This is a genomic window from Pseudomonas sp. HPB0071 (assembly GCF_000478505.2).
Taxonomy (GTDB): domain Bacteria; phylum Pseudomonadota; class Gammaproteobacteria; order Pseudomonadales; family Pseudomonadaceae; genus Chryseomonas; species Chryseomonas luteola.
Map to the genome: position 1 here is coordinate 2,794,829 of NZ_KI517367.1, position 17,660 is coordinate 2,812,488.

Genomic DNA, 17,660 nt, shown 5'->3' on the forward strand with positions numbered 1-17,660 from the left:
GTTATAATCAGCAGCCACCGTATATGACCACGTGCACAGCAGAATGACGCCATTACCCATCGATACCGTATTGCCTACCCTGCGCGCCGCCCTGGTCGAGCGCGACGAAGTTGTGCTGGAGGCACCTCCAGGTGCAGGCAAGACCACACGTGTACCGCTGGCGCTGCTGGATGAGCCCTGGCTAGCGGGTCAGCGGATTCTCATGCTGGAACCACGGCGCTTGGCCGCTCGGGCAGCGGCGGAGCGGCTGGCAGCCGAGTATGGCGAACCCGTGGGCGAGACGGTGGGGTACCGCATTCGCCTGGAGAGCAAGGTAGGGCCCAGGACACGGATCGAGGTCGTTACGGAAGGTATCCTTGCGCGTCGCCTGCAGGATGATCCTGCCCTCGAAGGCGTTGGCTTGGTCATTTTCGACGAATTTCACGAGCGAAGCCTGGATGCCGATTTGGCGCTGGCACTCACTCTGAATGGGCGTGAGCTCTTGCGTGACACTCCGCTCAAGGTCCTGGTCATGTCCGCAACCCTTGAGGGTGAGCGGCTTTCGGCCTTGCTGCAAGGGGCTCCGGTGGTGCGCAGCGAGGGGCGCATGTTTCCGGTGGAGATCAAATGGGGGCGGCCCACTTCGACGGACGAGCGCCTGGAGCCCAGGGTTGTTCAAACCATCCAGCAGGCACTGGATGAGCAGGACGGAAGCCTGCTCGTCTTTTTGCCGGGGCAGGCTGAAATCCGGCGGGTTCATGAGTTGCTGGATGATGCGCTGGCTGGCAGGGTGGATATCCGGATCGCGCCGCTCTACGGTGAGCTTGATCTGGCTGCCCAGAGAGCAGCGATTGAGCCGGCACCGGCCGGTATTCGCAAGATTGTGCTGGCGACCAATATCGCCGAAACCAGTCTTACCATCGAAGGCGTTCGGGTGGTGATAGATGCCGGACTTGCCCGGGAGCCCGCCTTTGATCCCGGCAGTGGCATGACGCGGCTAGCGACGCGACGCATCTCTCGCGCCTCGGCCACCCAGCGAGCGGGACGGGCGGGGCGCCTGGAGCCAGGGGTGTGCTATCGCTTGTGGTCGGAGACGCAGCATGACCAGCTACCCGCCTATGATTCACCGGAAATTCTGCAGGCTGATCTGGCAGGGCTTGCGCTTCAGCTGGCGCGCTGGGGCGCTGTTGCAGATGAGCTGGTCTGGTTGGATAAACCTCCTGCTGCGGCCCAAGCACAGGCTCAGAATCTGCTTGTGCGTCTGGGTGCGCTCAAGGCTGATCGAACGGCCCTGACAGCCCATGGACAGGCCATGAGCACCCTGCCGGCTCATCCGCGACTGGCTCATCTTCTGCTTCGGGGACAGGCCCTGGGGTTGGCGCCATTGGCGTGTGATCTGGCGGCTATTTTGTCCGAACGGGATATCGTGCGTGGCGAGGGTGCGGATATACAAACTCGCCTTGCGCTGCTGGCAGGCGAAGGGAAAGGGCCGCGAGGCGGTATTGCGCGCATTCGCCAGCTGGCAAGACAATTCAAGGGCTTGCTGCGTGGCGCTTCCGAAATGCCTGTGAGCGATCCGGATCATCCACGCTGGGTAGGGTGTCTGCTGGCTTTTGCTTATCCGGAGCGGATCGCACACCAGCGCCGATCCGGCGGTGCAGAATATCGGCTGGCCAATGGCCGTGCGGCACTGTTTGCCGATGTCGATTCGCTGATGAAATCACCGTGGTTGGTGATTGCCGATCTTGGGAGCCGACAAGGGCAGCGTGAAGAGCGTATCTATCTGGCTGCCGAGCTTGATCCTGCCTTGTTTGAAGGGCCCCTGGCCGAGCAGGTATCGACCCATGAGGAGGTGGACTGGGACGAGCGGGAGGGCGTACTGCGCGCCGAACGGCAGGTCCGAGCCGGTGAGCTGATCCTTGCTCGTGAGCCATTGAGTTCGCTAAGTGATGACGCGCGCAGCCGGGCATTACTGGGGCTAGTCAGGCGTAAAGGGCTTGAACTCCTGCCCTGGACACCGGAGCTGCGCCAGTGGCAGGCACGGGTCATGCTTCTGCGGCGGCTGGACCTGGAGCAGGGCGGTCTCAGCGAGTGGCCTGACGTGACCGACACGGCACTACTGGCAACGCTGGAGAACTGGCTGCTACTGTATCTGGGGCGGGTGACTCGCCTGTCCCATTTCGCTCAGCTCGATCTGGGCGCCATCCTGCAGGGCTTGTTACCCTGGCCGCTACCAAGCCGCCTGGACGAGTTGGCGCCCCGCTCGATAGAGGTACCTTCAGGTTCCCGTATCCGCCTGGACTACACCGAGGAGCCGCCCGTGCTGGCCGTCAGGTTGCAGGAGATGTTCGGCCTGGCCGACACCCCTCGGATCGCCGGCGGACGGCTTGCTGTAAAGCTGCACCTGCTGTCCCCTGCGCAGCGCCCGGTGCAGGTTACCCAGGATCTGGCTAACTTCTGGCGCAGCACCTATGCCGAGGTAAAGAAGGATCTGAAAGGCCGCTATCCAAAGCACTATTGGCCGGATGACCCGCTCGTTGCGGAGGCGACTGCACGGGCCAAGCCTCGGCGTTAGTGTCGAGGCTTTACAGATCAGACTCGCGCCACGCGGGCGATCTGTTTGGCCAGGAACGGCCCGGATGCGATCACGCCAATCAAGCGCAAGGCCTGCATGGCCAGTACCAGCCCGACGTCCGCATGGCTGTCCACGGCGATGATCGCCATCGAGTCTAGGCCGCCAGGACTGGTTGCAAGGTAGGCGGACAAAAAGTCCTTGTTCATTAGATGAGCCAGGAAGAGGGCCGAAAGAGCGCACATGGCGATCAACATCAGCGAGGCCATGATCATCTTGGGCAAGGCTCGGGTGACATAGCGCACCGTGGTTTTATCGAACCGCAAGCCTACATAGCAGCCCATCGAGCCAAACGCGATGGCCAGCAACCAATGGGGAAGGGTAATGGTTACCCAACCGTTGAGCTGCAATATGGTGCCCAATGCAATAGGCACCATCAAAGCGCCAGCCGGCAGGCGCTTGCCTAACCAGACACCTACCACCACGACGGCCAGCGTAATTCCAAATGACTGCAGGGTGTTCCAGTCAAAGGTGATCGCGGCCGAGTGAGAGGCTGCTCCTGTACCTTCAGCCCCTAAAAAGCGGCCAACCAGGGCACTGATCACGACCACACAAACAACACGTACATACTGCATGGTTGCCACGATGCGAGAGTCCGCCCCGTATTCTTCCGCCATGGCAACCATGGCGGAGGCCGCGCCGGGCGTAGTACCCCAGGCGGCGGTGGAGCCGGGTAAACCGCCGAAGCGAACCAGGATGACACCCACCAGTACGCTGAGCAGAACGGTAATGGCAGTGGCCAGCAGCATGACCGGCCAGTGCGTAGCGACCATAAGCAGAACGGCCGCTGTCATGGAGTGGGCGATCAGACAGCCCACCACGCCCTGGCTTAGCTGGAACAGTGGTTTGGGTAGACGGATCGTGGCCCCTTTGACGCCAAAGCAGATGGCGACCAGCATGGGCCCTAGGAACATGGCCGCAGGGATACCGGCACGATCAAGGCAAAAGGAAGCCAGACTGGATACAACAATCAGGGCAGCCCACTGCAGGGCAGGATGTCGTGATGGCGGTGCTGCAGATGAAACAGGGGCGTGAGGCAATGACGTCCTCCTCAAGAGGTGGCAGCCACAGACGGCGTAGCCGCGCTATAGCCTTATTATACGCGCCTTCCATCTAAAGTTTGATAGTAAGATAACTAACGAAACGATCACGAATCGTAATGGCAGTCCTGAAGCAATCGCAGGCATTGCCGGATGTATTTGGGTTATTCCTTGTGGGGAGGGCGTTACGACCACGAAACAAGGCATTCTCCCGGATCTTTATGCCTCGGCTGTTCGAGCCGTTCTTGCTAACAGCATTCGGGGCAAGAAGCATCATTCACCACTGCCATGCCCAGAAGGGCAACCCCGGTATTCACCCAGGCCGCCAAGTGACGGCCCGGGTAAGTTGAGGTCAGCGGACCAGGTGCAGGAACTGCAGGTGTCGCTCGTACTGGTCGAGCATGTCGTTGATGATTTGCTCCTTGGTGTAGCCCACCAGGTCATAATCCTGGCTGCCCTCAGCCAGATAGACCTCTGCACGGTAGTAGCGGCGGTTTTTCAGGTGCAGCCCGCCCATACCAGCTCGGGCAAAGCTCGGTGTGAAATACCCCTGCATGATGACCCGATAGATAAAGGGATGCTGTTCGCCATGACCAACCTCAAGGCTCAGGTTGGCATTGGTAGGATCAAGCTCGGTCTGTACGGCCAGTCCTTTTTCCCGGAATACCTCGGCCACTTCCTCAATCGCCGGGCGAACAATGGTGTCCATTACCCGATAGACCTCATCGCGCGACGGGAAGTGAACAGCCTTGGCAAGGCGCTGACGCCAGCCACCGCTGCGGCGTGGGTTGGCCTGGGATACCGGGGCCAGAGAATGTGATCGTGCCCGTTGCCGCTGCGATTCGGTGTAGAACGCCTTGTGCAGACCCCACATCATTAGCAGGGTTACTAGCGAGAAGGGCAGGGAGGTCAGGACCACCGCAGACTTTAGTGCATCCATGCTACCGGCGACCAGCAGACCACCGGTGACAAGGGCAGTAGCCGTTCCCCAGAAGACGCGCAGCCACTTGGGACCGTCTTCGTCCGCTTCGCCGCCTGTCGAGGACAGGGTCGACAGCACCACAGTGCCCGAATCCGCCGATGTCACGAAGAACACAAAGCTTACGAATACCGCCACCGCAATGACAATACGGCTGGCAGGATACGTTTCCAGGAGGTGATAGAGCGCCATGGACGGCTCGCGAATAGCCGTTTCGGCCAGGCTGGTCAGGTTGTGGTTTAGCACCTGATCCAGCGCGCTATTACCAAAGATGGACAACCACGCGAGGGTAAAGCCAAGCGGAATGAACAGTACGCCAAAGACGAATTCACGAATGGTACGACCACGGGAAATTCGCGCAATGAACAGGCCTACAAAGGGTGCCCATGCGATCCACCAGGCCCAATAGAATACGGTCCAGCCGCCCAGCCAGTCGGACGGTTTGTCATAGGCATAAAGGTCAAAGCTCTTGGTGGGAACAGCGCCCAGATAATCGCCGATGTTCTGGATCAGCGTATTGAGCAGGTGCTGGGTCGGCCCGGCAAACAGGACAAACAACAGCAGACCGACCGCCAGGAGCATGTTGATATCGGACATGACACGCACACCCTTGTCCACACCTGATACGGCAACAAGAATGGCGGCTCCCATCATCACGGCAATCAGCAGGGCTTGTACCCATTGGGTATGGGGTACACCGAACAGATAGTCCAGGCCCGAGTTGAGCTGAAGCACACCAAAGCCCATATCGGCGCCCAGGCCGAAAACGGTGGCAATGATACCAAAGCAATCTACCGCATGGCCAATAGGGCCGTTGATGCGCTTGCCGATCAGCGGGTATAGCGCTGAACGTAAGGCCAAGGGCAGGTTATGGCGATAGGCGAAATAGGCCAATGCCATGGCAACGAGTGCAAAGACCCCCCAACCATGCAGTCCCCAGTGCAGAAAGAGCAGTTGCATGGCCTGACGTGCAGCAGCCTGCGTGCCGCCTTCGCCTTGAGGGGGATGCATGAAATGCGTCAGGGGTTCTGACACGCAGAAAAAGAACAGGGTAATACTGATACCGGCTGCGAATAGCATGCCGGCCCATGAAAGGTAACTGAACTCAGGCTGATCGTGATCGGCGCCAAGCTTGATCTTGCCGTACCCTGAAAGGGCCGTGACGATGACAAAGACCAGATAAAGCGTCATGGCCAGTAGGTAGTACCAGCCTACCGTCTGTGAGGCCCATGTCTGAGCTTCCAGCAGCCAGGCTCCGGCGCGCTCGGGAAAGGCGATTACCACCAGAGCAAAGACCAGGATTGCTGTGGCCGCGCTGTAAAAGGCGGGCGGATTGAGTCGTACGTTACCGGATGGGGTCGTGCTGCTCATGGAGCATGTTCTCCTATAGGGCAGGTGCCAAAGAGTCCGTACAGTCGAGTCGCGGGTTTCCGGTCACTCGCGATGCTGTCGGGCTAGTAGCTCAAGGTGATTCGAAAAGGGGACATTCCTTGCCCGTCGTTTGTAGTCATTTTTTATTAATTGATCGTTCAATATAAAAAGATAACACGAAAAGACGTTCAAGCGGAGCTTGAATCGCCTCCATATGTCATTTTGCTATAGTCGGTCGAGGAGGGGCGAAACCGAAGGGCCTGAGTCAGAGCGGAAGCAGGCCTGCTACGGTTGCCATTGGGTATCACTGCCGGAGAGTTTGCGGTTCAGGAAGTAGGCGGCGCTGATCAGGGCCAGATGGGTCAGGGCCTGAGGAGTATTGCCCAGGTGACGTCCACGGGCGTCAAGCTCCTCGGCAAAGAGTCCCACAGGGCTTGCGTATTTCATGAGTTTTTCAAACTCCATATGCGCCTCGTCTATCCTGCCGGCCCGCGCCAGGCACTCCACATACCAGAATGAGCAGGCCGTAAAGGAGCCCTCTTCACCCGAGAGTCCATCGGACATTTCAGACTGATCGTAGCGCTTGACCATACCATCGCAGACCAGACGTTCCTTGATGGCATCTAGAGTTGCCAGCCACGCCGGGTCTGTTGCGCTGACAAAGCGCAGCAAGGGCATCAGGAGAAGAGATGCGTCCAACGTATCCTGGCCCAGAATGGCTGTGAAATGACCTTTTTTCTTGTTCCAGAAGTGGGTCCAGATATCTTCCTGAATATCGCCCCGTGCCTTGAGCCATCGTTCATAGGGCATGGCAAGGGAACGCTTCTGTGCCAGGCGAATGGCTCGGTCAATGGCAACCCAGCACATCAAGCGCGAGTGTAGGAAGTGCTTGGGCTCATCACGAATTTCCCAGATGCCGGCATCCTTGGTCTGCCAATGATTGCAGACATAATCGATGATACTGACAACATGTTTCCAACCGCGGTGTGATATGGCCTGGCCGTACTTGTTTGACAGGTAGACGGCATCCATCAGCTCGCCATAGATGTCGAGCTGAACCTGTCCGAATGCATCGTTGCCGATACGCACAGGCTTTGCCCCGCCGTGGCCGCTCAGGTGGTCCAGTTCCTGTTCGGGCAGTTCCCGTCCACCATCGAGGCGATACATGATCTGAAGCTTTTGCGGCAGATCGCTGCTGCGCTCGATACAGTCGCCCACCCAGCTCATGAAGTGGTTGGCTTCGTCGGTGTATCCCAGGCGCATGAAAGCATAGACGGTAAACGAGGCGTCCCGTATCCAGGTAGCCCGGTAATCCCAATTTCGCTCGCCACCTGGTGTTTCCGGCAGGCTGAAGGTTGCCGCAGCAGCAATGGAACCGTGCTGCTGCGAGACCAGAAGCTTGAGCACCAGAGCCGAGCGCGAGACCATTTCCCGCCAGCGGCCGGTATAGTTGCTTTGACGAGCCCATCGCTGCCAGAACCTGAGTGTATGCTTCAGGCAGAGATCAAGATCTTCTTCCATGACCTGTCGATCTTCGGCGCAGCCAAAGACGAATGTCGCGCTTTCTCCTTCCTTGAGGGTGAAGTCCGCTACGGCCGTATTCCCGTCGAGCGTAAGCGTCTCGGAACCGGCCAAGCGCATACTGCGCTGGCCCTCGGCCTGAAACACAATGCTGCCATGCTCTACCGTAGCCCTGGTTTCAGCCCGGGCGTAATCAAGCCGCGGTGAACACTTCAGACAAATGCGCGAGTCGCCTTTGACGGCATAAACCCTCCGCACCAGACGGGGCATGGTGTTCTCTTCCGTCAGGATGGGCATCCAGTCGGTCAACTCGACGGCGCCGTCGTCATCAAGCCAGCGGGTCTGCAAGACGTTACTGTCGGGGAGGTAGATCTGTTGCCGCCTGGCATTAGGGCGGTCGGGTGCAATCGTGAACAGTCCGGCCTCGTCACCATTGAGCAAGGCGGTAAAAACCGAGGGGCTATCTAGGTCAGGCCAGCAGAAATAGTCGATGCTGCCGTCATCGGCGACCAGCGCGCAGGTACGCATGTCGCCGATGACTCCATGGGCATCGATGGACCGGATTCCGGCGTTGTGATCAACCATTGTCCTGGAATCCTGGATACAGACACATGCCGCCATCGACAAAGAGGGTGGTACCTACCACGTAGTCAGACAGGTCGGATGCCAGCCAGACGACGGCATTACCAATGTCCTCCACATCCCCGACACGCTTGTAGGGGATCAGCTTGAGCAACTCGCGGCGACCTTCCTCGTTGCCAGTCACGTCTTCATTGATGGCCGTAGCGATAGCACCCGGCGCAATACTGTTGATGCGGATGCGCTTTTCGGCCACTTCCTGAGCCAGGGTTTTCATCATCAGGCTGACCCCACCCTTGGAGGCCGCGTAATTGACATGACCTGCCCACGGAATGACCTCATGTACCGAGCTCATGTGAATGATTTTGCCCGCCGCGCGTGACAGTTCGGCATTAACGCCTTGCTTCAGAAATTGCTGGATGGCGGCACGTGCGCAAAGGAATTGGCCGGTCAGGTTGGTCTGGATGACCATGTTCCAATCCTTGAGGGTCATCTCATGGGAGGGTGCATCGCGCTGAAGTCCGGAGTTGGCCACCAGGATGTCCAGACGGCCAAAGGCTTCGATCGTCTTGGCAAAGAGCTGTTCGACGGCCTGCTCATCACCGACATCAGCACCCACGGCAATGGCCCGACCGCCGGCCGCCTTGATTTCATCCGCAAGCTGTTCAGCCGGCTCGGCATTGGAGTGGTAATTGATGACAACGGCTGCGCCTACCTGAGCCAAGGCCTTGGCTGATGCGGCGCCGATCCCTGAACTGCCGCCGGTGACCAGTGCAACCTGGCCATCGAGTGAAATTTTCATGGCAAACCCTCAAGCAATTCGGTGAAAAGTCCTTGTCACCTGACCGTTGGCGGCATGCGAGAGTTCAGAGGGGTAAAGGGCTGCCTGCCGACCCGCAAGCAGCCCTCCAGCAGATCAGCTGTGTTTCAGGGTATGCAAGTGGTCGCGTTTGGCGAGGGTAGGGAAGAGCTTGATCCAAAGGCCTGTCACGATCAGCGTTCCTGCGCCGCCCAGCACGACCGCTTGCACTGTGCCCAGCCAGGCTGCCGTTACACCGGACTCGAACTCGCCTAGTTGGTTTGAGGCACCGATGAACAGGCCGTTGACGGCACTGACGCGGCCGCGCATTTCATCCGGCGTCTCCAGTTGCACAAAGGCGCCGCGAATGACCATGCTGATCATGTCAGCCGCACCCAGAACCGCCAGCACGGCCAGGCTGAACCAGAACGAGGTGGAAAGACCAAAGGCGATGGTTGCCACGCCAAACACACCTACCGAGATAAACATGATGCGTCCGACGTTTCGCTCGATGGGAAAGCGCGCGAGCCAAAACGACATCAGCAGGGCGCCCACGGCGGGTGCTGAGCGCAACAGGCCCAGCCCCCAGGGACCGGTCATCAGAATATCCCGGGCAAACACGGGTAACAGTGCCGTTGCGCCGCCCAGCAGAACGGCAAAAAGATCCAGGGAAATGGCGCCGAAAATATCGCGGCGGCTGCGAATGAAGCGAATCCCGGCCAGTAGCGAATCCAGACTGGCCTTTTCCTTACGCGGTTGCTGTTCACGCGCAGGCAGGCTCAGCACGAGGAGAATTGCCACACCATACAGGGCCGTTGCCGGTGCATAGACCCAGAAGGCACCCAAGGCGTACAGAAAACCACCCAACGCTGGCGCCACGATTGTCGCACCCTGCATGGCGGAGGCTGAGGCCGCAACGGCCCGGGGAAATAGCGAGGCGGGGACGATGTTGGGCAAAAGCGCCTGGGTCGCTGGCATTTCGAAGGCCCGGCAGGTGCCCAGCATGAAGGCCAGGATAAAGATCAGCTCACGAGTCACATTGTCGGTCAGGCTGCCATAGACCAGCACCAGTGCGGTAAGGGCCTGACCTGTCTGGCAGAGTGCGGCTACCTTACGTCGGTCGTAGCGGTCCGCCACATGCCCTGTATACAACATGAAGAACAGACGCGGCAGGAATTCCACCAGGCCGACCAGGCCCAGGTCGAGCACATTATGCGTCAGTGAATAGATGTGCCAGCCAATGGCTACGGTGAGCATCTGAAAGCTGCTGGCGGTACAGACGCGGGCAAACCAGAACGCCAGAAAGGGTCGATGATGACGCAAATATAAAGGGGCTGAGGTCATGATGGGGCTCTTCGAGAGGTCTCTCATCATAGTCTCGGCAAGCGGTTTTTGTGCACTGATCAGAGATATATTCTGAAACACTTGGTGGGTAACAAGTTGTGTGCGCCACCTTGACGCGCGACATCTGACCACGGACCCCACTGCGTTTTAGAGGTCTAGAATGAATCCAGACGTTGACCTACGTCAGAGCCTTGCGGCTTAAAATGCGATAGTCGGACCACCTTTCAAGCGTTCCGTTAGAACGAATTGAGCACGCAAGCGCTCGAAACATTGCCTTGTGATTTGCTTAACGTTATTGACCGCCTGCGTGATAAACGCACCGGCTGCCTGAAGAGGACCGCCTATGTTCGGCTTGGAGGCTCTGGATCTTGCGAGGATCCAGTTTGCATTCACCGTCTCGTTCCACATTATCTTCCCTGCCTTGTCTATCGGAATGGCGAGCTTTCTAGCCGTTCTCGAAGGACTGTGGCTCAAAACCAACGACTCTACCTATAAGGACCTGTACCACTTCTGGTTGAAGATCTTCGCGGTCTTCTTTGGAATGGGTGTAGTGTCCGGACTGGTCATGGCGTATGAGTTCGGTACCAACTGGAGCGGCTTTGTCGACTTCGCCGGTGCCGTAACGGGTCCGCTCTTGACCTACGAGGTGCTGACCGCCTTCTTTATCGAAGCGGGTTTTCTCGGGGTCATGCTGTTTGGCTGGAACCGCGTAGGACGTGGGTTGCACTTTTTGTCCACTATCATGGTGGCGATTGGCACCCTGATGTCCACGTTCTGGATTTTGTCCTCGAACAGCTGGATGCATACCCCGGCTGGGTACGAGATTGTCGATGGCCGCGTAGTGCCAGTCCATTGGCTGGAAGTAATCTTCAACCCGTCGTTCCCCTTCCGCTGGGCGCACATGACCATCGCGGCCTACCTGTCGGTGGCCTTCCTGGTCGGCGCATCGGCGGCCTGGCACCTGTTGCGTGGGAACAATAACCCGGCCATTCGCAAGATGTTCTCCATGGCCATGTGGATGGCCCTGTTCGTGGCGCCGATCCAGGCGTTCGTAGGGGATGCCCACGGTTTGAACACACTGGAGCACCAGCCAGCCAAGATCGCGGCGATCGAAGGCCACTGGGAGAATCCGCCCGGTGAGGCAACGCCGCTGATTCTGTTCGGTCTGCCGGATATGGAGCGTGAGGAAACCCGCTTCAAGGTCGAGATTCCTGTGCTGGGCAGCTTGATCCTCACGCACAGCTTTACCGAGCAGATTCCCGCACTCAAGGACTTCCCGAAAGAGGATCGTCCACCGGCGTATGTGGTGTTCTGGTCATTCCGCATCATGGTGGCTCTGGGGCTGCTCATGATTGCTGCCGGTGTGTGGAGCCTGTTCCTGCGCTGGAGACACAAGCTGTATGAAACCAAGGCCTTCCTGCGCCTGATCATGTGCATGGGGCCGGCTGGTCTGATTGCTCTGCTGGCAGGCTGGTTTACCACCGAAGTGGGTCGTCAGCCCTGGATCGTATATGGCCTCTTGCGTACCAAGGATGGTGTAGCCAATCACAGCGTGACGCAACTGAGCATCACCTTGGTCAGCTTCGTAATTGTGTATTTCGCGGTCTTTGGTATTGGTACGGTCTATGCGCTGCGCATGATTGGCAAGGGACCACATACCGGTGAAGGCGACCTTCCTACCCAGGGTGGACCGGGACACGATCGTCATCCGAAGCGCCCCCTTTCGGCTACTGATGAAGGTACCGAAAAGGCTCATTCCCATGATCAACTGACGGGGCACTGAACATGGCTTCTGGAATTGTTGGTATTGACCTCGCGCTGATCTGGGCGGTGGTCATCATTTTCAGCCTGATGATGTACGTAGTCATGGACGGCTTCGATCTGGGGATTGGCATTCTCTTCCCCTTCGTGAAGGGCAAGGAAGAGCGCGATGTCATGATGAACACCGTGGCTCCGATCTGGGACGGCAACGAAACCTGGCTGGTGTTGGGAGGGGCCGGGTTGTACGGCGCCTTCCCGCTCGCATATGGCGTCATTCTGCCGGCCCTCTACCTGCCGCTGATCTTCATGTTGATCGGCCTGATCTTCCGTGGCGTAGCCTTTGAGTTCCGCTTCAAGGTGCAGGAAGGCAAAGAAGGGCTCTGGGACAAGTCCTTTATCTTCGGCTCGCTCTTGGCAACCTTCTGTCAGGGGGTCGCGCTGGGTGCCTTCATCGACGGTTTCCATGTGGAGAATCGTCAGTATGCCGGTGGCTCGCTGGACTGGCTGACGCCTTTTTCGGTGTTCTGTGGTTTTGGCCTGATCGCTGCCTACGCACTGCTGGGCAGTACTTGGCTGATCATGAAAACCGAAGGCCCGCTACAGGCTTCCATGCGTCGCATGACCAAGCCGCTGGTGCTGTTGTTGCTGCTGTTCATAGTAGCCGTCAGCCTGTGGACGCCGCTGTCCCATGACGCCATCTCCCAGCGCTGGTTCACCATGCCGAACCTGTTCTGGTTCCTGCCTGTGCCAATTCTCGTGCTGGTAACAGTCGTGTTCCTGCTGCGCGCGATCCTGAAGGAAGAGGCTCATGTATCTCCCTTCGTACTAACGCTGATCCTAATCTTCCTGGGCTATAGCGGCCTGGGCATCAGCCTGTGGCCGAACATCATCCCGCCGGCGATTTCGATCTGGGAAGCCTCGTCGCCACCGCAGAGCCAGCTGTTCCTGCTCATCGGTACGCTGTTCATCATCCCGATCACATTGATGTACACGGCGTGGGGCTACTACGTGTTCCGCGGTAAGGTTCGTACAGGCGAGGGGTATCATTGATCATGGCCGGCAAAGAGCGTGAACCCAATCCAGCTGACAACCAACCGCTGATCAAGCGTCTCGGCTGGATGGTCCTGATTTGGGCCTGCAGTATCGTGGCCCTGGGCATTGTGTCCTACGGGCTGCGGCTGGTCATGACTGCCGCCGGCCTTAAATCCTGATACACCAGACCCCGGCACTCGCCGGGGTCTTATTTTGTCCGTTTCTCCAGGCAGATTGTCCGCTTGCACGGTAGGCTTTCATCTACGCTATCTGTCTTACCGTTTTGGAGACACGTCCATGGAAAGCAGACCCCCATTGCCACCCTTTACGCAGGAAACTGCACGCCAAAAGGTCCGCGCAGCGGAAGATGGCTGGAATGGCCGCGATCCCCACAAGGTTGCACAGGCCTATAGCAACGACAGTGTCTGGCGTAACCGGGCCGAGTTCATCAAGGGACGCGAAGCCATCGTGGATTTTCTCACGCGCAAGTGGCAGCGCGAGCTTGATTACCGGCTGATCAAGGAGCTATGGGCCCATGAGGGCAACCGGATCGCCGTACGCTTCGCCTATGAATGGCATGACGATTCCGGCAACTGGTTTCGCGCCTATGGCAATGAGAACTGGGCGTTCAATGAGCAAGGGCTCATGGTGGAGCGGCATGCCAGCATCAACGATCTGCCGATCACCGAGGCCGAGCGCCTGTTCCGCTGGCCGCAGGGACGTCGACCGGATGATCATCCAGGACTGAGTGATTTGGGACTTTAACGACAGATCACTAGGCGTTGCGGCTGCGCTTTCTTACACTGGCACTCCTTTGTAAGCAGCGAAGCCGCCCATGCCCGAGACATGCTCCCCTGAAGTCCTGCAAACCCTGCTTGATCGTGTTGCCCAGGAGGCACGGCAAGACATGGGAGAAGGCAAGGTTGCTGACTATATCCCGGCACTGGCCCAGGTAGAACCCGATCAATTCGGGATTGCCCTATGCGATGTAGAGGGTCGAGTCTTCCAGGCGGGGGCAGGGGATACACCGTTTTCCATCCAGTCCATTTCCAAGGTGCTCAACCTGGTCATTGCCATGCAGCGGCTGCCGGAAGAGGACATCTGGACGCGTGTAGGCCGGGAGCCCTCCGGTCAGGCGTTCAACTCCATCGTACAGCTGGAAGTGGAGCGGGGCGTCCCGCGCAATCCCTTCATCAATGCCGGTGCGTTGCTGGTAACCGATATCCTGGTGTCGCGCATCATGTCCATCCAATACCTGATGCGCGAACAGGCGCGGCGGTTAAGTGCCAATCCGACCATCAACTTCGATACGCGGGTGGCGCGTTCAGAGATGGATCACAAGGCGCGTAACGCTGCACTGGCCTACCTCATGAAGGCTTATGGAAACCTGCATGGCGAAGTAGATGAGGTGCTGGAAACCTATTTCCATGGCTGTGCGCTGTCCATGAGCTGTGTGGATGTAGCCCGCGCGTTCGCCTTTCTGGCTCACCGGGGCATCAATCCCCACGATGGGAGCGAGGTATTGTCGCCTCAGCAGACGCGGCAGCTCAACGCATTACTGTTGACGTGCGGCCTGTATGACGCCGCGGGGGATTTTGCCTGGCGCGTCGGGCTGCCCGGCAAGAGCGGCGTGGGTGGCGGTATTGTGGCCATCGTTCCCGGCCGCATGAGCATTTGCGTCTGGTCGCCCCGCCTGGACAGCTACGGCAATTCCGTTGCCGGTCTGCGTGCCCTGGAGCGACTCGTGGATGGCCTGGGTGTCGCTCCACTGGGCTAAAGGACCGGCGAGAACAGTCGGGCTACCCGCATGGCTGCCTTGTGCAGGCGCCGAACATTGGCATTGTCCTTGGGCGTTAGCTCGACCGACTTGGAGAAGTCGACTTCCAACATCGAGCGCACTTCCCAGGCGAAGTCAGTATCCACGGTCATGACCATGATCTCGAAATTCAGCCGGAACGAGCGATTATCCAGATTGGCGCTACCGATGGCGGAAACCTCTTCATCGATCAGCACCACCTTCTGATGTAGAAAGCCTGGTTGATAACTGAAGACTCGAATGCCCGCATCCACCGCCTTGAAGGCATATAGGTAGGATGCGGCGTACACGACCTTGTGATCCGGGCGTGACGGCAGAAGGATGCGCACATCGACGCCGCGTAGAGCGGCCAAGTGCAGTGCGGCTGAGACGGCCTCATCAGGGATGAAGTAGGGCGTTGTGATCCAGATTCGCCGCTGCGCCGAGTGAATCGCCTCGACAAAAAACAGCGAGCAGGTCTCCTGATCGTCCGCCGGACCGCTGGCAACCACCTGGCACAGCATGCCGCCATCCTCATAACGTTCAGGCAGCACCAGGGTTGGAAGCTTTTTGGTCACCCAGAACCAGTCCTGGGCAAAGGTTTCCTGCAGGGTCGCCAGAGCGGGCCCACGAATTTCGATATGGGTGTCACGCCAGGGAGCCAACGGTGGCTTGTGCCCCAGGTATTCCTCACCCACGTTGTGTCCGCCGACAAATCCTACTTCACCATCCACCACAACGATCTTGCGGTGATTGCGGAAGTTGACCTGAAAGCGGTTGATCAGTCCTCGGCGGTTGCTGAATGCCTTGACCTGCACGCCTGCCTCACGAAGCTTTGACACGTAGCTCCGCGGCAGGGCATGGCTGCCAATGGCATCGTAAAGGAGAAACACCTCGACACCCTCCCTGGCCCGCTCGATCAGCGTGTTTTGCAGTGCCCGGCCAAGAGCGTCGTCATGAATGATGAAGAACTGCACCAGCACGACCTGCCGGGCTTCCCGAATAGCGCCCAGAATGGCGCTGAAGGTTTCCGATCCGTTGACCAGAAGACGCACCTTGTTGCTGGCTACACAGGGGGTGCGGGTCAGCGCCGTCATGGCTTTGAGCTTGCGGTTTGCCGCGCTGCATTGCTGGGCAGCCAGGGCCTCAGCGATCCACGGGCGCCAGTTCAGCTCGGCAGCAACGCGGGCCATCTCTTCATCGGCCTGTCGGCGCGCCTTTACATAACCATCGAAACGACGCCGACCAAAAACCAGATAAGGCAACAGGCTCAGAAACGGCATGAAGACCAATGCAATGGCCCAAGCCATGGCGCCCTGAGCCGTACGAACGGTGATGACGGCATGGATAGCCGCCAGAACGCCGCAGATCTCTATCAAAATGGCAAAGATGTGAAGATCGAAAGGTAACCCTGGCACGTAAGATCCCATCCGGTGCGTATATTCGTCCTGTCAGTAGGCAAAAGGCATCACCTGGCGCCTATCTTAAAACGGTGGCGACCCAGCCTAGGCGGAATCATCCAGTCTGGATACTGCTCTGAGGCACGTTACCCGCTATGCCAGCCTGCTTGAATAAGGTCTGGCATAGGGCATAGCATCACGCTCAGTTAGCTTCGACCGCACGCAGCACCACGAATTTCGGGGTGGCAGCAACCTGTTCTACGCGCTTGAAGAGCCGCTTGAGCTTGAGGTGATAACCGAGGTGGCGATTGCCGACGATCCAGAGTTCACCCTGGTGGTCGAGAGCAGCACGCGCCTGTTGAAACATCCGCCAGGCCAGAAAGTCCCCCACCACCTGTTGCTGGTGAAACGGTGGGTTGCATAGGACTACATCCAACGAGCGAGCCGGTTGGCTGGCCAGCCCATCATCGGCGCGCAACGTGACGGGACGATCACCCAGGGCGGCACGCCAGTTTTCATGTGCCGACTGGATCGCCATATAGGACTCATCTACCAGCGTGTACTGCGCTTGGGGATTGGTCAGTGCACTGGTGATGGCCAATACGCCATTGCCGCAGCCCAGGTCGGCCACGCGTGCATTGCCCAAGTCAGTAGGCAGATGTGGAAGAAAGGCGCGTGTCCCGATATCGAGCCCTTCTCGGCAGAACACGTTGGCGTGATTGATCAGTGTCAGCGCTGGGTCGTCCAGTCGGTAGCGGGTCGGGTAGGGTGAGGCTATCCGCTCCCTGGGTTCGGGGGTGGCAAACAGCAGGCGCGCCTTCTTGACTGCCAGCGATGCCTGGACACTGCCGATATGACGCTCCAGCAGATCTCCTGCCGCACGCGGCAGATGCTTGATCATGGCTGCTGCGATGACTCGCGCACCCGGTGCCAGCTGATCATGCAGGCGAATCAGCTGCTCCTCCAGCAAGGCCAGGGTTTTTGGAATACGGATCAGCACCAGGTCAAAGGGGCCTTTAACCGGCTCGCTGGATGGCACGAATAGCACCCGACCATCACGTCCGTTGCGCTGCAGGTTATCGTTAAGCGCGAGGGCTGCAAGGTGGGAATCTCCACTGGAAACAACGTGACCCTGATCAGCCAGGCTTGCTGCCAGGGCGCCGAAGCTATCGTTTAACACCAGAATTCGGGCGTTGTCTGGCAGGCCCTGTTCGGCCAGATGATTAAGCAGGTATTCATCCGCCGCATCGAAAGCCTGTAACGGATCGTCCCGGCGGGGTGGCTGGCGGTGCAGGTCAAGCTGGGCAAAGGGTGTGGACAGTAGAACCATGGCAGAAGATCGGAGCTGACGACAAAGGCGTCAGTGTAGGGGAGCGGCATTGCTTATGCTGCTCTTTTCTCTGGATGCCGGCTGAACGCGCCGGGCGT

Annotated in this window: 13 protein-coding genes; 6 read left to right on the forward strand and 7 right to left on the reverse strand. The window is 58.7% G+C overall.

The features are described 5' to 3' along the window. The first annotated feature begins 43 nt into the window (after positions 1–43). Positions 44–2,554 carry an ATP-dependent helicase HrpB gene (hrpB, locus tag HMPREF1487_RS13105; RefSeq protein ID WP_010797137.1) on the forward strand — a complete coding sequence of 837 codons (2,511 nt, stop codon included), beginning with the start codon at positions 44–46 and terminating at the stop codon, positions 2,552–2,554. A gap of 17 nt (positions 2,555–2,571) precedes the next feature. Here the strand turns inward: hrpB and HMPREF1487_RS13110 are convergent, their stop codons facing one another. The 5 genes from HMPREF1487_RS13110 to HMPREF1487_RS13130 form a co-directional block, all read right to left on the reverse strand. Continuing rightward, positions 2,572–3,651 (reverse strand): AbrB family transcriptional regulator, encoded by a 1,080-nt coding sequence (locus HMPREF1487_RS13110; protein ID WP_010797138.1) that lies wholly within the window; start codon positions 3,649–3,651, stop codon positions 2,572–2,574. Positions 3,652–4,003: 352 nt separating this feature from the next. Beyond that, a complete protein-coding gene (gene betT, locus HMPREF1487_RS13115; protein ID WP_010797139.1) occupies positions 4,004–6,001 on the reverse strand; it encodes a choline BCCT transporter BetT in 1,998 nt (665 codons plus the stop codon). Between the two features lie 285 nt (positions 6,002–6,286). Continuing rightward, positions 6,287–8,107: a glycoside hydrolase family 15 protein gene (locus HMPREF1487_RS13120; RefSeq protein ID WP_010797140.1), complete on the reverse strand. Its 1,821-nt coding sequence runs from the start codon at positions 8,105–8,107 to the stop codon at positions 6,287–6,289. Continuing rightward, a complete protein-coding gene (locus HMPREF1487_RS13125) occupies positions 8,100–8,903 on the reverse strand; it encodes an SDR family oxidoreductase (protein WP_010797141.1) in 804 nt (267 codons plus the stop codon). The genes HMPREF1487_RS13120 and HMPREF1487_RS13125 overlap by 8 nt, the downstream gene beginning before the upstream one ends. Positions 8,904–9,017: 114 nt before the next feature. Then, complete coding sequence (locus tag HMPREF1487_RS13130; protein WP_037030006.1) at positions 9,018–10,244, reverse strand: MFS transporter; 1,227 nt, start codon at positions 10,242–10,244, stop codon at positions 9,018–9,020. 343 nt (positions 10,245–10,587) lie between these two features. Between HMPREF1487_RS13130 and HMPREF1487_RS13135 the strand changes: the two genes are divergently transcribed. From HMPREF1487_RS13135 to glsB, 5 genes are all read left to right on the forward strand, one after another. Further along, positions 10,588–12,027 (forward strand): cytochrome ubiquinol oxidase subunit I, encoded by a 1,440-nt coding sequence (locus tag HMPREF1487_RS13135; RefSeq protein ID WP_010797143.1) that lies wholly within the window; start codon positions 10,588–10,590, stop codon positions 12,025–12,027. 2 nt (positions 12,028–12,029) lie between these two features. Then, a complete protein-coding gene (gene cydB, locus HMPREF1487_RS13140) occupies positions 12,030–13,055 on the forward strand; it encodes a cytochrome d ubiquinol oxidase subunit II (RefSeq protein ID WP_010797144.1) in 1,026 nt (341 codons plus the stop codon). Between the two features lie 2 nt (positions 13,056–13,057). Further along, the gene (locus HMPREF1487_RS26785) at positions 13,058–13,216 is read left to right on the forward strand and encodes a DUF2474 domain-containing protein (protein WP_010797145.1); all 159 of its coding nucleotides are present in this window, start codon (positions 13,058–13,060) and stop codon (positions 13,214–13,216) included. A gap of 118 nt (positions 13,217–13,334) precedes the next feature. Further along, positions 13,335–13,802 (forward strand): nuclear transport factor 2 family protein, encoded by a 468-nt coding sequence (locus HMPREF1487_RS13145; RefSeq protein ID WP_010797146.1) that lies wholly within the window; start codon positions 13,335–13,337, stop codon positions 13,800–13,802. A gap of 97 nt (positions 13,803–13,899) precedes the next feature. Next, complete coding sequence (glsB, locus tag HMPREF1487_RS13150) at positions 13,900–14,814, forward strand: glutaminase B (RefSeq protein WP_371106380.1); 915 nt, start codon at positions 13,900–13,902, stop codon at positions 14,812–14,814. Here glsB and cls read toward each other — a convergent pair. Both cls and HMPREF1487_RS13160 read right to left on the reverse strand, forming a co-directional pair. Continuing rightward, on the reverse strand, positions 14,811–16,250 hold the full coding sequence (cls, locus tag HMPREF1487_RS13155) for a cardiolipin synthase (RefSeq protein ID WP_037030761.1): 1,440 nt from the start codon (positions 16,248–16,250) through the stop codon (positions 14,811–14,813). The genes glsB and cls overlap by 4 nt on opposite strands. Positions 16,251–16,434: 184 nt before the next feature. Continuing rightward, the gene (locus HMPREF1487_RS13160) at positions 16,435–17,562 is read right to left on the reverse strand and encodes a methyltransferase (protein ID WP_010797149.1); all 1,128 of its coding nucleotides are present in this window, start codon (positions 17,560–17,562) and stop codon (positions 16,435–16,437) included. Positions 17,563–17,660 lie beyond the last annotated feature (98 nt).

Bases quoted from the DNA above. Each gene is read 5' to 3' on its own strand.
- cydB (WP_010797144.1), top strand. From the start codon at position 12,030: ATGGCTTCTGGAATTGTTGGTATTGACCTCGCGCTGATCTGGGCGGTG.
- HMPREF1487_RS13125 (WP_010797141.1), bottom strand. From the start codon at position 8,903: ATGAAAATTTCACTCGATGGCCAGGTTGCACTGGTCACCGGCGGCAGT.
- HMPREF1487_RS13145 (WP_010797146.1), top strand. From the start codon at position 13,335: ATGGAAAGCAGACCCCCATTGCCACCCTTTACGCAGGAAACTGCACGC.
- HMPREF1487_RS13135 (WP_010797143.1), top strand. From the start codon at position 10,588: ATGTTCGGCTTGGAGGCTCTGGATCTTGCGAGGATCCAGTTTGCATTC.
- HMPREF1487_RS26785 (WP_010797145.1), top strand. From the start codon at position 13,058: ATGGCCGGCAAAGAGCGTGAACCCAATCCAGCTGACAACCAACCGCTG.
- betT (WP_010797139.1), bottom strand. From the start codon at position 6,001: ATGAGCAGCACGACCCCATCCGGTAACGTACGACTCAATCCGCCCGCC.
- HMPREF1487_RS13120 (WP_010797140.1), bottom strand. From the start codon at position 8,107: ATGGTTGATCACAACGCCGGAATCCGGTCCATCGATGCCCATGGAGTC.
- HMPREF1487_RS13130 (WP_037030006.1), bottom strand. From the start codon at position 10,244: ATGACCTCAGCCCCTTTATATTTGCGTCATCATCGACCCTTTCTGGCG.
- hrpB (WP_010797137.1), top strand. From the start codon at position 44: ATGACGCCATTACCCATCGATACCGTATTGCCTACCCTGCGCGCCGCC.
- HMPREF1487_RS13160 (WP_010797149.1), bottom strand. From the start codon at position 17,562: ATGGTTCTACTGTCCACACCCTTTGCCCAGCTTGACCTGCACCGCCAG.